Origin of the sequence: Achromobacter sp. ACRQX (assembly GCF_022346505.1) — a bacterium.
GTDB lineage: Bacteria > Pseudomonadota > Gammaproteobacteria > Burkholderiales > Burkholderiaceae_B > Achromobacter > Achromobacter animicus.
In genome coordinates, this window is record NZ_JAKRML010000002.1 from 1 (window position 1) to 13,477 (window position 13,477).

Sequence of the window (13,477 nt, forward strand, 5' to 3'; positions counted from 1 at the left end):
CACCAGACCGAAGTCCGTGCTGCCGTTCGACTTGCATGTGTAAGGCATCCCGCTAGCGTTCAATCTGAGCCAGGATCAAACTCTTCAGTTTAATCTCTGTATTTGTTTCGTATTCTTGGTCTGAATAAATCCAAACCAGGTCATACGTCGCTACTCAAAGGAAGTGAGGTATGTTCTTAAACTTGACGTCTAAGGTACTTCACTTCTAGTGAGCACTTGATTTCTTGTGCTTGCGATCCAGGCCGAAACCCAAACCGCTGCACTCGCATCAAGCGCCCACACTTATCGGTTGTTTAATTGTTAAAGAGCGGTACTGCTAAATTCTGTACTACTGGTTTCTGCTTTCAACTTCGACCAACTTCGCTTTCGCGTCGTCGCTGTCGTTGCAGCAGAGAAACGAGATTATGAAGAAGTTTTTATCGCTTGTCAAGCCAGCTTCGCATTTTGCTTTGCTTTCTTGCTGCGACCTCTTTAGGTCTCGCCAGGACTTTCGTCCTATCCTAGTAGCTATCGAAACATCAGGGTAAACCCTAATTTTTCAGCAACTACCAAGCCCAAGACTATAGCACAATTTTTGCAGATCTTGCAACTGGCTTCTGCCTAATTTGCGTCGATCCTTGCAATAACCGCGAAGCGCTCATTTCTGATTGCCGTTGCGGCAGGCGATGCCGGGATGCCCCGCCTCGCCTGTTGCACTTGCTTGGCTTCGCGTCTCAAAAACTGTGTGAGCTGCGAAGGAGCGAGACTATAGCACAGAATTTTGCGCTGTCATGGCGGCGTCGCAAAATTGTTGTTGGCCTCTAAGGTTTCCAGCCGATCTGCCCTGCTCCGTCGACAGCGGCATGGCTTGCGAACGGTCTTCCCTATATATATAGAGGGCGGCAGCCCCTGATGGCGGACTAGCATGTACGTTTACTATTCGCCTATACGCCGCATCTCATTGGAGACAGACCCGTTATGCCCCCTGCGATCGCCATGAGCGAAGACATCCTGATCAACGTCACCCCGTTCGAAACCCGTGTTGCGCTGGTGGAACAAGGTTCGGTTCAGGAACTGCACGTCGAACGAAGCATTCAACGGGGCCACGTCGGCAACATTTATCTGGGACGGGTCGTCCGGGTGCTGCCAGGGATGCAAAGCGCCTTTATCGACATTGGGTTGGAGCGTGCGGCGTTCATCCATATTGCGGACCTTCGTGAGAATCGCGCCGAACGCAGTCAAGGGCTGACGCCCACGCCGATTGAAAAGCTGATTTTTGAGGGACAGACCCTGATGGTGCAGGTGGTCAAGGATCCGCTTGGCACCAAGGGCGCGCGGCTTTCCACGCAGATCAGCATGGCGGGGCGGATGCTGGTGTACCTGCCGCACGATCCGCATATCGGGATTTCGCAAAAGATCGATTCGGAGTCGGAACGCATCCAGCTCCGGGAACGTCTGCAAGCGTTGATGCCGTCTGATGAAAAAGGCGGGTTCATCGTGCGCACGCAGGCCGAGGGCGCCAATGACGCTGAGCTGACGGCGGACGTGGAGTATCTGCGCAAGCTGTGGACGAGTGTGCAAGCGTCGGCCCGCACGCAACCCGCCCCCGCGCTGTTGCACCAGGACCTGACGCTGGCGCAGCGCGTGCTGCGTGACATGGTCGGGCCCGATACCGGGTCGATTCTGGTCGATTCGCGGACGACGACTGCCGCGATGCTGGAATGGGCGCGAGTCTACACGCCGTCGGTGGTGGACCGCATCCAGCATTACAGCGGCGAACGGCCCTTGTTCGATACGGCGAATGTGGATGACGAGATTGCGCGCGCACTGTCGCGCCGGGTCGACTTGAAGTCGGGCGGCTATCTGATCATCGACCAGACGGAAGCGTTGACGACGGTGGACGTCAACACGGGTGGCTTTGTGGGCGGCCGCAATTTCGATGACACGATCTTCAAGACCAACCTCGAGGCGGCGCAGGCGATCGCGCGCCAGCTGCGTTTGCGGAATCTGGGCGGCATCGTGATCCTGGACTTCATTGACATGGAGGAACAGGAACACCGTGACACGGTGCTGGCGGAACTGAAGAAGGCGCTGTCACGCGATCGGACCCGCATGACGGTCAATGGCTTTACGCAGCTGGGTCTGGTTGAAATGACGCGCAAGCGCACGCGCGATTCGCTGGCGCATCAGCTTTGTGAGCCCTGCCCCATGTGCGAGTCGCGCGGCAATGTGCGCACGCCGCGCACGGTCTGCTACGAAATCCTGCGGGAGATTCTGCGAGAAGCACGGCAGTTCAACCCGAAGGAGTTTCGCATTCTGGCTTCGCAGGAAGTGGTCGACCTTTTTCTGGAAGAGGAAAGCCAGCACCTGGCGATGCTGGGTGACTTCGTGGGCAAGCGGGTGTCGCTGGAAGTGGAAGCGACGTACTCTCAGGAGAAGTACGACATCATCCTGGTATGACGGCATCAGATGAATGCCTAGTCATCGGACCGAATGAAGAGCCGCGCACGTTTGCGCGGCTTTTTTATTTCTTGCTTCACGAGATCCACGAGTTCACGCGGCGCAAACGTGACGCCGTTGAAGACCGCATCCTGGCCGGCGAGCCGGGCTGTGAACCGCACGGCGAGCCGTTCTTCACCGCGCTGCCCGTGCAATGCGATAGCGAATGTGACGAGGCCTACCTGATTCGCCCATACGCTTCAACTCGATATGTATGGATTTTGTGACTTAACGCTTCGTTTGCAATGAATTCTGAAACCGATGGCGGCGACTAAGGGTTATCGATAAGCTGCGGGCGCTTTGCCGGGTGGGTAACCGCCTCGGCGCTTTTCCCTAGTCAATCGGAGGTCATTGCAATGAAGTCCCTATTCCGTCCGTTCCTGGTGCTGATCGCGGCCCTGCCGCTGGTGCTGGCCGCCTGCGGCGACAAGGAGCCCGAACAGCGCGCCGCGTTCACGCAGTTCCTGCAAACGCGCATCGTGGACAAGCCGGGCGTGCGCGTCCCGAAACTGACGGATGAAGAAAAGAAGTCGTTTGGCGATTACGCGGCCCAATACGCGGTGATCACCGACTTCAACGCGGGCATGGACGCTTCGGTCAAGCCGTTGTCGGGGATCCTGCAGAAGGGTCAGGTGCGCTCGGTGAACGATATCGTGTCGCGTCGCGAGGACCTGAAGACGGTTCGTGCCGGTCTGAACGACATGAATGCGGCGCTGAAGGAACACCGTGCCAAGGCCGACGCGGCGCGCGCCCAGCTCAAGCAACCTGAAGACCTGAAGGTCGTGTACGACAAGGCTTACGAGAAGACCATCACCCTGCCGGCTGATACGTTTGCCGATGTGCTGCCGCAGATCAACGCCACCTACGACGTCGCCCTGAAGGTTGCCGATTACGTCGAAGCGAACAAGTCGAAGATCGAGATCTCCGGCAACAGCGTGTCCGTGACGGACCCTGCCGTGCAGGCCGAGCTGAACAAGCTGCTGCAAGAGATGAATGCGCAGGCCAAGAACGTGCAGCAGGCCCAGACCCGTTTGCAAGCCGTGGTGATGGGCCGCTAAGCGCCGCTTCAATACCCGACACTGCGCATCGCCCCGCCGCCACCTGAAGGTGCGGCGGGGCTTTTTCATGCCGGCGCGGTTATCACGCCGGACGCCGCAACCACGCGGTTGCGGCCGGATGCCTTCGCCTGGTACACCGCGGCGTCGGCGGCTTCCACAAGCGCCGCCGATCCATCGTCTCCCTGTGGCAAGGCCGTGGCCACGCCGATGCTGACGGTGACGATACCGCCTTCGTTGTCCTCATGCGCAACGGCCAGCTCCGCGACCGCGCGCCGGATGCCTTCGGCAATGTCCTGTGCTTGTTCGAGGCCGGTCTCGGGCAGCAGCACCACAAACTCCTCGCCCCCGTAACGGGCCGCCAGATCGCGCGGTCGGCGGGCCCTTTTCTGAAATGTGAGGGCCAGCGTCCGGAGCAGCACGTCGCCTTCCTGGTGACCATACCGATCGTTGTAGCGCTTGAAGTGGTCGGCATCCAGAAACAGCAGCGACAACGGCGTGCGATCGCGCCGCGCGGCCGCCCATTCCACTTGCAGCGTGTCGTCGAAGGTGCGCCGGTTGGCGATGCCGGTCAGCCCGTCTGTCTGCGCTTGACGCGCCAACTGTGCTTCGAATGCCTGCCGCCAGCGCATCTCGCGCCTGAATAGAACGATCTGCGCCATGACCGAGGCAAAGAGCGCCAACGTAATGGGCACGATCAGCGCGGCGCGCCGCACCCACGGTTCAAGCAGGTCATCGACGGCCAGCGCAACGTCGATCACGAGCGGCGTGCGCTCGATGGCGTCGAACGCGTAGAGCCGATTGACGCCGTCGTGCGACAGCACACCGACAAATGCGCCCTCGCGGCCGATCAGGTATTGCTGGAAGTCGAGCGGCACGTCGATGCCGCTGCCGGCGTCGGCGCTGGAGTACGGATTGCGCAAGAGAACGGCGCCGTCGTTGCGAAAGACCGTGATGGCATCGTGCGGACCGATGGACACTTCGGCAAAGCGGTCGCGGAAATATGCCGTGCGCAGGGACCCGGCCACCACGCCGCCAAAACTGCCATCGGGGTTGGTGATGCGCCGGCTGATGGCGATGCTTTCATCGCCGCCGCGCAAGCGGCTGTTGTACGGCCGGCTGACGAAGAGTCCCGTGTCGTCGGCGTCCCGGTGGACCTGGAAGTAATCGCGGTCAGCGAAATTGAGCTTGGGCGGCGTCAAGGCCAGCGAGTCGTAGCGTATGTTGCCTTGGGCGTCGAGCACGACGATGGCGCCCAGATACGCGGCCGTGGCTGAACGGTCGAAGAGGAACCGGTGCAGCGATTGCGGGTCGAGGTCGGCAATGCCGGGGTCTTGCAGGCGCTCGACCACGCCTTGCAGCGAAAGGTCGTAGACGTGCAACGTGCGGCCGATGTCCGCGGCGAGCACGCTGGCCAGGTTGCGGGCCGATACGTAGGCGGCTTCCCACGTGACGCGGCGATCCATCCATAACAGGGAAATGGCCGCTGCACAGATACCGATGGCGACGAGGCCGGCCAGCGCGTACAGCGTGCGGTGCACGATCCCGCGGGATTTCAATACGGCGCTCCTTCGCGATAGCGTTCGGGGTGGCGTAGTTCATCTGCAAGTTCTGCATGATGATGCCGGTGTCCGATGCCGGGCGCAAGGCATCGCCGCCCGGGGCACGGAACCGTGGGCGGCGATCAGCGCGGGTGGCGGTATTGATGGCGGGATGGGGCCGCAGGTGACGCGGCGCAAAGCTGGCGACGGGCGCGGCGCGAAGCTGGTGACGGGCGCGGCGCGAAGCTGGTGACGGGCGCGGCGCGCCCGAGCCGAATTTCAGGAGACTGCGGCGGCGATGCGGAAGGGAAAGGCCTTGGCGCCGCGCGCCTTGTCGGTTTCGCGGTGGGCGTTGATGGCCCATGCGGGCCCCACCGCGCCGGCCTGCGCCATCAACTGGCGCGTCAGCACCCCCGAGAACCCGCAGCGAAGCGTCATGGCCTGACGCCGGGCAAGCTCGATTCCGATGACGTGCGACGTGGTCGAATTACGGTCCGTTTGCAGCATGGCAGCCCCCTGGCAAAAAGCGCTTCCTGAGTGAAGCGTCATGCGGATTAATCTACCCTAGCCGTTTGATTTTGCGCGTGAAATCATGCGTAAAGTAATGCAAAGAAGCCGAAATGCGCGCCGAAAAACAACCGTCAGGCGGATGGACTTGCGGCGGCGTCGCCGGTTTCGCGGTCCGGCCGGTCGTTTATGCCATCCGGTTGACCAGTCATATTTCCGTAGAGCAATGAGCGGCCGGCGAACAGCCCGCCCGCCACCTCGAGGTCGAAGCGTTCGGTGTCGCGTTGCCGGACGTCCTGGATGACCTCCTCGGCCTCGTCCGGGGGCACGCCGATGGCGCGCAACGCCGCTTCGCCGAACACCAGCGCCGATTCCAGCGTTTCGCGGACCTGGAAATCCACGCCCTCGCGGGCAAGCGCCAGTGAATGAATGCGGTCGTAGGCCCGCACCACCAGGCGCACCAGCGGAAATTCGGACTTGATGAGTTGCACCATATGCGTGGCGGCTCGCGGGTCGTTGATGCACACGAGGATGGCGCAGGCATTCTCGGCGCCCGCCGAACGCAGCATGTCGGCACGCGTACCGTCCCCGTAATACACCTTGACGCCCCATTTCGCCGCAGCGCGAATCGCGTCGGTATCGGTGTCGAGGATGGATACCTTGACCCCGCGGGCCAGCATCGCCTGGGTCACGATCTGGCCGAAACGGCCAAAACCCACGATCAGCGCGCAACCGTCCAAGTCCCGCGCCACGTCCACGCCGTCCATGGAGGGCACGGGCTTGGGCAACAGCCAGCGCAGCGCCAGGACGCAGAGCGGCGTGAGCGCCATGGAAATGATGACGACCGCTGTCAGCACCGCGCCGGTATGCGCATCGAAGATGCCTTTTTCCGCCGCCGCGCTGTAGAGCACGAAGGCGAATTCGCCGCCTTGCGCCAGCAACGCGCACCGGGTGATCGCTTCGGCATGCGTCGCGCGAAGCAGCCGCGCCACGACATACACGCCCACGGACTTGACGGCCATGAAGACGACGACGCCCGCCAGGATGAGCGGCCATTCGCGCGCCACGGCCAACAGGTCCAGCGACATGCCCACGCCCAGGAAGAAAAGGCCCAGGAGGATGCCGCGAAAGGGTTCGATCTCTGCCTCGAGCTGATGGCGGAACGTGGACTCGGACAGCAGGACGCCAGCCAGGAATGCGCCCATGGCCATGGAAAGTCCGCCCAGTTCCATCAGCAGCGCCGCGCCCAGCACGACGAGTAATGCCGCCGCGGTCATGACTTCGCGCGCGTGCGCCGCGGCCAGCAGGCGGAACAGCGGATTGAGCAGCCACCGGCCGGCGGCCAGCAGCGCCAGAATGCAGCCGACCGCGATGGCCGCCTGCAACCAGGGATCGCCATCGCTGCCGCTGCCCGCGGGCGCCAGCAAGGCAGCCAGCGCCAGCAGCGGGACGATCGCCAGATCTTCGAGCAGCAGGATGGAGACGATGCGCTGGCCCTGCGCGCTGGTGGTCTCGTCGCGCTCGGCCAGGATCTGCATCACGATGGCCGTGGACGACAGCACAAAACCCATTGCCGCCATGAACGCGGCGGCGCCCGACAGGCCGGCCAGCAAGCCCACGCCCGTGAGCAGCGCGCCGCAGACCAGGACCTGCGCGACGCCCAGCCCGAAGATCTCGCCGCGCAACTTCCACAGGCGCGACGGCTGCATTTCGAGGCCAATGATGAACAGAAACATCACTACGCCAAGTTCCGCGACGTGCAGGATGGATTTGGGATCGGAGAAAAAGCCGATGCCGAAGGGGCCGATCGCCAGACCGGCGGCCAGATAGCCCAGGACCGAGCCCAGCCCGAGGCGCTTGAACAAGGGGACGGCAATCACCGCTGCGCCGAGCAGAACGACGACGTTAAGGACTTGATTGCCTTCGGAAGGCAGGGCCATGGAGCGCTCCTGGTTGCATGGCGGGCCGAAGCGCCTGGGACGCCGCCCAGCCCGCTACGCACGGGCTGGGGCCATTTTCCGGCAAACCACGGGATTGGCAAACAGGAACTTCGGCAATGAAAAACCGCCCCGAAGGGCGGCGGCTGGGGAACGACGCGCGACGGCTCAGTCTTCCCGGAACTGCATCTTGTACAGCGAGGCGTACAGGCCGTCGGCTGCCAGGAGTTCGGCGTGCGGCCCCTGTTCGACGATCCGTCCGGCGTCCAGCACGATGATGCGGTCGGCGTTCTGCACGGTGGACAGGCGGTGCGCGATGACCAGCGTGGTGCGGCCCTTCATCAGGCGCTCCAGCGAGGCCTGCACCTGGCGTTCGGATTCGTTGTCGAGCGCGGACGTGGCTTCGTCCAGGATCAGGATGGGTGCGTTCTTGATGAGCGCGCGCGCGATCGCCAGGCGCTGGCGCTGGCCGCCGGACAGGCGCGCGGCGTTTTCGCCCACCGGCGTGTTGATGCCCTGCGGCAGGCCTTCAACGAACTCGAGCAGGTTGGCGGCGGCGAGCGCGTCGCGCACTTTTTGCTCGCTGGACTTGCCCAGCGCGCCGTAGCCGACGTTAGCCGCGATGGTGTCGTCGAACAGCACGACGTCCTGGCTGACCAGCGACAGGTGCGAGCGCAGGCTGCGCAGCGTCAGGTCGTCGACGGGCACGTCGTCCACGAGGATCTGGCCACTATCGGCCAGCACGAAGCGAGGCAGCATGTTGACCAGCGTGGTCTTGCCACTGCCGGACCGGCCCACGAGGGCGACGGTCTGGCCGGGTTCGACCACGAAGGAAATGTCGTTGACCGTGTCGCGGTCGGCATCGGGAAAGCGATGCGACACGTTGCGGAATTCGACCTTGCCGCGCACGGGCTCGGGCAGTTCCTTGGTGCCGGTGTCGTTTTCCGGCACCTGGTCGATCAGCGTGAACACGCTTTCGGCCGACACCAGCATCTTCTGCATGCGGGCGGCCACGTTGGTGAGGCGCTTGATGGGGTCGAAGATCTGGGCCAGCGCGGCCATGAACGAGGCGAAGCTGCCCACGGTGAGCGAACCGCTGTTGGCCTGACTGAGCGCCACGGCGATGACCGCGCCCACCGAGATGGAGATGCAGACCTGGGTCAGCGGGGTCAGGGCCGCGTCGGCGGTGGCCGTGCGCATGGCGAAGCGGCGCAGGCGTCGGCTGACGAAATCGAAACGGCCGCGTTCGACTTCGTAGCCGTCGAACAGCTTGATGACGCGCTGGCCGTCGATGCCTTCGCCGACCACGCGGGTCAGCTCGGCATTCATGTTGACGGTTTCACGGTTGATGCGGCGCAGGCGCTTGATGAAGAAGCGCGAGATCATGACCGAGACCGGCAGCATGACCAGGATGATCAGCGTCAGCACCCACGACATATAGAGCAGGACGCAGATCAGGGCGATGACCACCAGGGTTTCGCGCACCAGCACCGTGATGACGTCGGTGGCGTAACCGGTAACGTTGCCGGCGTCGATGGTGAAGCGGTTCAGGAGGCGGCCGGTGTCGCCGCGCTTGAAGTCCGCGTCGGGCAGGCCCAGCAGGCGCTCGAACATGTCGCGCCGCATGCCGAGCAGCACGTTGTTGGCCACCCAGGCCAGCAGGTAGTCGCTGAAGAAGTTGCAGATGCCGCGCAGCAGGATCAGGCCGACGACCGCCAGCGGCAGCGCCCAGACGTAATACGGTTTGGCGCCCGAGAAACCGCCATCGAGCAGGGGCTTCATGATGACCGCCAGCACAGGCTGCGTGGCTGCGGCGCCCGCCATCAGCAGGACAGCCGCCAACAAACCCTTCCAATAGGAACCCACGCGGCTGTAGATCCGGGACCAGAGTTCGGATTTGACGGGTTGGGAGCCCGCTGGCGCATTCCGTGCGGCAGAATTCAAAGGGATCACTCGCTTTTATACAATTGTGCCCAGGATTGTACCGGCTGCGCGCGTGCGCGCCGTCCCCGCCCCCTTAGCCCTATCCGCGCCCGTGCGCCCTTCCATGTCCGATATCAGTTGCCTGTATGTCCGCCTGCCCAACTGGGTGGGCGATGTCTGCATGAGCCTGCCCAGCCTGCGTGCCCTGGCCGCAAGCGGTCTCCCCCTGGTCCTCTGCGCCCGTCCCTGGGCCCGCGATCTGCTCGATGGCGTGGACAAGCTGGATTTCATTCCCATGCGAGGCAAGGTGGGCCCGGACCGGGCGGCCGTCAGCGCGCACCGCCGGGGGCTGGGTGCGCAAGGCCGCCGCGCCCGCGGCCTGCTGCTGCCGGATTCCCTGTCCAGCGCGCTGGTGTTCCGCCTGGCCGGCGTGCCGTCGGCGGGCTATCGCGACGATGGGCGCAGCTTCCTGCTGCGCTGGCCGTTCGCCAAGCCCGCCCAGCCGATGCACGCCGTCGAGTCCTGGCATCACCTCACCTGCGAAGCGCTGACCCGGTGGAATCTGCCGAGCGGTCCGGCCAAGCCGGGGCCGACGCTGGACCTGCCGCTGACGGCGGCGCACGAGCGCGCGGCCGGCGAGGCGCTGGTCCAAGCCGGGCTGGACGGCCGGCCCTTCGTCCTGATCGCGCCGACCGCCACCGGCCTGCACAAGGGCCGGATCAAGGTCTGGCCGGGATTCGATACACTGACGCGCGCCCTGCAGGCCCGCGGCCATACCGTGGTAATGTGCCCCCCTCCGGCCGAAACCGACGAAGCCCGGCGCAATGCGCCCACGGCGCAGTTGCTGCCCCCGTTGGGACTGGGCGCCTTTGCGGCCTTGACCGCGCGGGCCACGCTGGTGATCTGTAACGATTCCGGCGTGTCGCACGTGGCGGCGGCGGCATCGGCCCGGCAGCTCACGCTGTTCGGCGTGACGCAACCGCAGCGCACCGGCCCCTGGTCCCCGCGCGCGGTGTGCGTCGGCTCCGACCAGGCGTGGCCGTCGCAGGAAGAAGTGACACGGCAGGCCGAGCGCCTGCTGGATGGTACGTAGTAATCAGGACAGTCTCGAAATGACCTTTTCCAGCTATCTCACGAATCTGATCATTCCCTTCAACTTGTGCATCACTCTGGTGGTCCTTGGCCTGGTGCTGGGACTGTTCCGGCTTCGCAAGATCGGCTTGACCCTCGTTGCCGCGGGTCTGCTCTGGGCCTTGGCCTGGTCCTTGCCCGCCACGTCGCTGTGGGCCGGCGGCGCCCTGGAGAACCGGTATCCGCACAAACCGCCCACCGAAATGCCAACGGCAGACGCGATCGTGGTGCTGGGCGGCAACACGGCAAACGGCCGCGCCAACTGGTTCCTGCCCTATGACAAGGACACGGCGATCGTACGCGTGGACGCGGCCGCCCAGCTGTATCTGGCGGGCCGCGCGCCCAAGGTCCTGCTGTCGGGCGGCGCCCTGGAAGGCGACGTCAGCGAAGCCCGCGGGATGGCGCACGCGATCCGCCAGCAAGGGGTGCCAGAGTCGGCGCTGATCCTGGAAAACGCCAGCCGCACCACTTACGAAAACGCCACGCTGACCGAGGACCAGCTCAAGTCCCGCGGCATCGGCAAGGTGCTCCTGGTCACGTCCGCGTTGCACATGCCCCGCGCGATGGCGGCCTTTTCCAAGCAGGGCGTGGAAGTGATTGCCGCCCCCGCGCCGCCGCAGATCGTGGCGCCGGCTGACGGCTCGCTGCCGTTGTGGCTGCCCGACGAACGTACGTTCGACGCCAGCCGCTCGATCGTGAAAGAATACGCCGGGCTCTTTGTCTATTGGTTGCGCGGATGGGTATGAGCTTGGCCGCCGCCGCGCTGGAATGCCGCGCGGGATGCGGCGCCTGCTGCATCGCGCCGTCGATCACGCGGCCCATTCCGGGCATGCCGCACGGCAAGCCCGCGGGCGTGCCCTGTATTCAGTTGCTGCCGGACATGCGGTGCGCCATCTTTGGGCAGCCTTCCCGCCCGGACTTCTGCGGCGGACTGCAGCCGGAACACGAGATGTGCGGCTCGGACCGCGAACACGCCATCCACTGGCTGGCCGACCTGGAACGGGCGACAGCGCCGCACCACTGAAAACGGGGCTCGCAGCCCCGTTTTTTTTCAGTTGCGCTCAAGCAGCACCTGTTCGTACAGCGCCTCGAAGCGCGACGCTACGGTCTCCCAGCTTTGGTCCCGGGCGATTTCCAGGCCGCGCGTCGTGAGCGCTGCGCGCAGCTCGGGGTTCGCCCCCAGGCTTTCCAGCGCCTGCGCCAGCTGGGCGCCATCACGCGGGTCCGACAGGATGAGCGCGTCAGTGCCCGCCGTCAGATACTGCGCGAATCCGCAATAGACCGGGGAGCTGACAATGACCGGCAGGCCATGCGACATGGCTTCCAGCGGCGCCATGCCGTAGCTGTCGTTCAGCGTCGGATGGGCGTAGATGTCGGCTGCGTTGAAATACTGGCCGACGTCCGACGTAGGATCGATCAAGGTGACACGGGAGGCGACGTCGCCCGCGGCGCGGACTCGATCGCGCGTGGGTCCGTCGGCGCCTACGACCAGCAGCTTGTATTGGGGTGGCAGCAGCGCCAGCGCATCCAGCAGCGCCGGCAGGCCTTTGCGCAGCGGATTGCGCGCCACCAGCAGACAGCCGATCGTGTCGGCATCCCAGCCCAGCCGCGCCCGCAGGGCGGCGCGGGCGCCGTTGCCATCCGGTGCCGGCAGTTTGACACCCGGAGCGATGATGTCCACGGGAAGCTGCTCGCCGTAGCTGCGGTGGAGCTGGTCCATGATGAGGCCGGACACCGCGACCACGCGGCGCCGGGGGGTCTTGCGCACGCGCAGCCATTCCAGCGTCAGATAGGTGGCAAGGCGCGGACTGAGCCAGGCGGTCAGGCGCTGCAGCGGCTTGACCCGGGTGACGTGGTTGTAGCGGACTGGCGTTACGTGCATGACCTGGATCTCGCCCGCCCAGCCGTTCATGTGCGAATGCACGATATCGAAGCGGCCGCGCGTGAGACGGTCAGCGCGCCAGGCAAAATACAGCACCCGGGTCCAGCTTGGCAGCCACCCTGGAAACCGCACGGGCAAGAAATCGAATGGCAGATCGCTGTCGAAATCCCGGGCGACCACGGTGACGTCGTGCCGCTTGCCCAGCACACGCATCAGCTCGACGCCATACGCCTCTGCGCCTCCGAAACGATTGCCGAAGCGGTCCACCAACAGCGCAATGCGAAGCCGCCGATTATGGGCGCCGGCGGCTGTCTTCATACCGGGTGAGGCACTTCTGGAGAAAACGGATGATGTTGGTGGAGCGCGCCACCGTCACCCGCGGCAGACCGAAGGGATCGTCGGACGCCGCCGCCAGGCCGCGCTTGGTGAGCGTGGCATTGTCGTATCCAGCCTCGCGCGCCATGGCCTGGTGCTCCGGGCCGTGGTCGCCGTACGGATAACAGAACGCGGTGACCGGCGCACCGAGCGCCTGTTCGAGCTCGTCCTTGGACTCGACGATCTGGCGCCGCGCTTCTTCGGGCGAGAGCTCGGGAAGATGGACGTGGTCAAGCGTATGCGAACCGACTTCGTTGCCCGCCTGCGCCCATTCCCGCATTTCCTGCACGGTCATCAGCGGCGAAAACGGGATGCCCTTCTGGAGGTCCCACACGTTGCCGCCGTCGAACTGCCGAGCCACGAAATAGTTGGTGGCGGTGAACCCCAATTCGCTCAATACCGGCATCGCGTTGTGATGCACGTTGCGAAATCCGTCGTCGAATGTGATGCCGAATACCTTGCCCTGGCGCTCGCCACGGACATACGGCATGACGTCGCGCATGGACAGCCCGCGGTAACCGAGCCGGCGCATCCAGCGCATCTGCCGAGCAAAGCTATCAGGATGTACCGTCAATCCGCGAAACGGCGTGCCCTTGGGGTTGGGCTCGCCGATCTGGTGATACATAAGGATTGGAATAGACATAGCTC

General features: G+C 64.3%; 12 protein-coding genes and 1 rRNA gene. 6 read left to right on the top strand and 7 right to left on the bottom strand.

Going from position 1 to position 13,477, the window contains the following annotated elements:
* A 16S ribosomal RNA gene (locus MHZ91_RS01715) occupies positions 1-91 on the bottom strand; the annotation flags it as partial.
* 884 nt (positions 92-975) lie between these two features.
* On the opposite strand from MHZ91_RS01715, the gene rng reads away from it, so the two are divergent.
* The 3 genes from rng (at position 976) to MHZ91_RS01730 (ending at position 3,536) form a co-directional block, all read left to right on the top strand.
* Positions 976-2,439 (top strand): ribonuclease G, encoded by a 1,464-nt coding sequence (gene rng, locus MHZ91_RS01720; RefSeq protein ID WP_218345251.1) that lies wholly within the window; start codon positions 976-978, stop codon positions 2,437-2,439.
* The gene (locus MHZ91_RS01725) at positions 2,436-2,705 is read left to right on the top strand and encodes a hypothetical protein (protein ID WP_175138721.1); all 270 of its coding nucleotides are present in this window, start codon (positions 2,436-2,438) and stop codon (positions 2,703-2,705) included. Before rng ends, MHZ91_RS01725 begins: the two co-directional genes overlap by 4 nt.
* Before the next feature lie 129 nt (positions 2,706-2,834).
* Positions 2,835-3,536, top strand: a complete 702-nt coding sequence (locus tag MHZ91_RS01730) for a DUF3053 domain-containing protein (RefSeq protein WP_175125690.1) — start codon at positions 2,835-2,837, stop codon at positions 3,534-3,536.
* 65 nt (positions 3,537-3,601) lie between these two features.
* Here MHZ91_RS01730 and MHZ91_RS01735 read toward each other — a convergent pair whose 3' ends face one another.
* From MHZ91_RS01735 to msbA, 4 genes are all read right to left on the bottom strand, one after another.
* The gene (locus tag MHZ91_RS01735) at positions 3,602-5,092 is read right to left on the bottom strand and encodes a sensor domain-containing diguanylate cyclase (protein WP_239212012.1); all 1,491 of its coding nucleotides are present in this window, start codon (positions 5,090-5,092) and stop codon (positions 3,602-3,604) included.
* A 261-nt stretch (positions 5,093-5,353) separates the two neighbouring features.
* Entirely contained in the window at positions 5,354-5,581 is a 228-nt protein-coding gene (locus MHZ91_RS01740; RefSeq protein WP_175125694.1) for a hypothetical protein, read from the bottom strand.
* 134 nt (positions 5,582-5,715) lie between these two features.
* Positions 5,716-7,521, bottom strand: coding sequence for a monovalent cation:proton antiporter-2 (CPA2) family protein (locus MHZ91_RS01745; protein ID WP_218345051.1), 1,806 nt, complete (start codon positions 7,519-7,521; stop codon positions 5,716-5,718).
* A 165-nt stretch (positions 7,522-7,686) separates the two neighbouring features.
* Positions 7,687-9,462 carry a lipid A export permease/ATP-binding protein MsbA gene (gene msbA, locus MHZ91_RS01750; RefSeq protein WP_191576494.1) on the bottom strand — a complete coding sequence of 592 codons (1,776 nt, stop codon included), beginning with the start codon at positions 9,460-9,462 and terminating at the stop codon, positions 7,687-7,689.
* A 103-nt stretch (positions 9,463-9,565) separates the two neighbouring features.
* On the opposite strand from msbA, the gene MHZ91_RS01755 reads away from it, so the two are divergent.
* The 3 genes from MHZ91_RS01755 to MHZ91_RS01765 are packed head-to-tail and all read left to right on the top strand — an operon-like array spanning position 9,566 to position 11,596.
* The gene (locus MHZ91_RS01755) at positions 9,566-10,534 is read left to right on the top strand and encodes a glycosyltransferase family 9 protein (protein ID WP_175138725.1); all 969 of its coding nucleotides are present in this window, start codon (positions 9,566-9,568) and stop codon (positions 10,532-10,534) included.
* 19 nt (positions 10,535-10,553) lie between these two features.
* Positions 10,554-11,318, top strand: a complete 765-nt coding sequence (locus MHZ91_RS01760) for a YdcF family protein (protein ID WP_175125700.1) — start codon at positions 10,554-10,556, stop codon at positions 11,316-11,318.
* On the top strand, positions 11,315-11,596 hold the full coding sequence (locus MHZ91_RS01765) for a YkgJ family cysteine cluster protein (protein WP_370647774.1): 282 nt from the start codon (positions 11,315-11,317) through the stop codon (positions 11,594-11,596). The genes MHZ91_RS01760 and MHZ91_RS01765 overlap by 4 nt, the downstream gene beginning before the upstream one ends.
* Positions 11,597-11,623: 27 nt before the next feature.
* Here the strand turns inward: MHZ91_RS01765 and MHZ91_RS01770 are convergent, their stop codons facing one another.
* On the bottom strand, positions 11,624-12,772 hold the full coding sequence (locus MHZ91_RS01770) for a glycosyltransferase family 4 protein (protein ID WP_218345054.1): 1,149 nt from the start codon (positions 12,770-12,772) through the stop codon (positions 11,624-11,626).
* Positions 12,747-13,472: a polysaccharide deacetylase family protein gene (locus tag MHZ91_RS01775; protein WP_218345055.1), complete on the bottom strand. Its 726-nt coding sequence runs from the start codon at positions 13,470-13,472 to the stop codon at positions 12,747-12,749. The genes MHZ91_RS01770 and MHZ91_RS01775 overlap by 26 nt, the downstream gene beginning before the upstream one ends.
* Between the last annotated feature and the right edge of the window lie 5 nt (positions 13,473-13,477).

Excerpts from the sequence above, each read along its gene's own strand:
- MHZ91_RS01740 (WP_175125694.1), bottom strand. The coding sequence starts at position 5,581 with ATGCTGCAAACGGACCGTAATTCGACCACGTCGCACGTCATCGGAATC.
- MHZ91_RS01770 (WP_218345054.1), bottom strand. The coding sequence starts at position 12,772 with ATGAAGACAGCCGCCGGCGCCCATAATCGGCGGCTTCGCATTGCGCTG.
- MHZ91_RS01745 (WP_218345051.1), bottom strand. The coding sequence starts at position 7,521 with ATGGCCCTGCCTTCCGAAGGCAATCAAGTCCTTAACGTCGTCGTTCTG.
- MHZ91_RS01765 (WP_370647774.1), top strand. The coding sequence starts at position 11,315 with ATGAGCTTGGCCGCCGCCGCGCTGGAATGCCGCGCGGGATGCGGCGCC.
- MHZ91_RS01725 (WP_175138721.1), top strand. The coding sequence starts at position 2,436 with ATGACGGCATCAGATGAATGCCTAGTCATCGGACCGAATGAAGAGCCG.
- MHZ91_RS01760 (WP_175125700.1), top strand. The coding sequence starts at position 10,554 with ATGACCTTTTCCAGCTATCTCACGAATCTGATCATTCCCTTCAACTTG.
- MHZ91_RS01755 (WP_175138725.1), top strand. The coding sequence starts at position 9,566 with ATGTCCGATATCAGTTGCCTGTATGTCCGCCTGCCCAACTGGGTGGGC.
- MHZ91_RS01730 (WP_175125690.1), top strand. The coding sequence starts at position 2,835 with ATGAAGTCCCTATTCCGTCCGTTCCTGGTGCTGATCGCGGCCCTGCCG.
- rng (WP_218345251.1), top strand. The coding sequence starts at position 976 with ATGAGCGAAGACATCCTGATCAACGTCACCCCGTTCGAAACCCGTGTT.
- MHZ91_RS01775 (WP_218345055.1), bottom strand. The coding sequence starts at position 13,472 with ATGTCTATTCCAATCCTTATGTATCACCAGATCGGCGAGCCCAACCCC.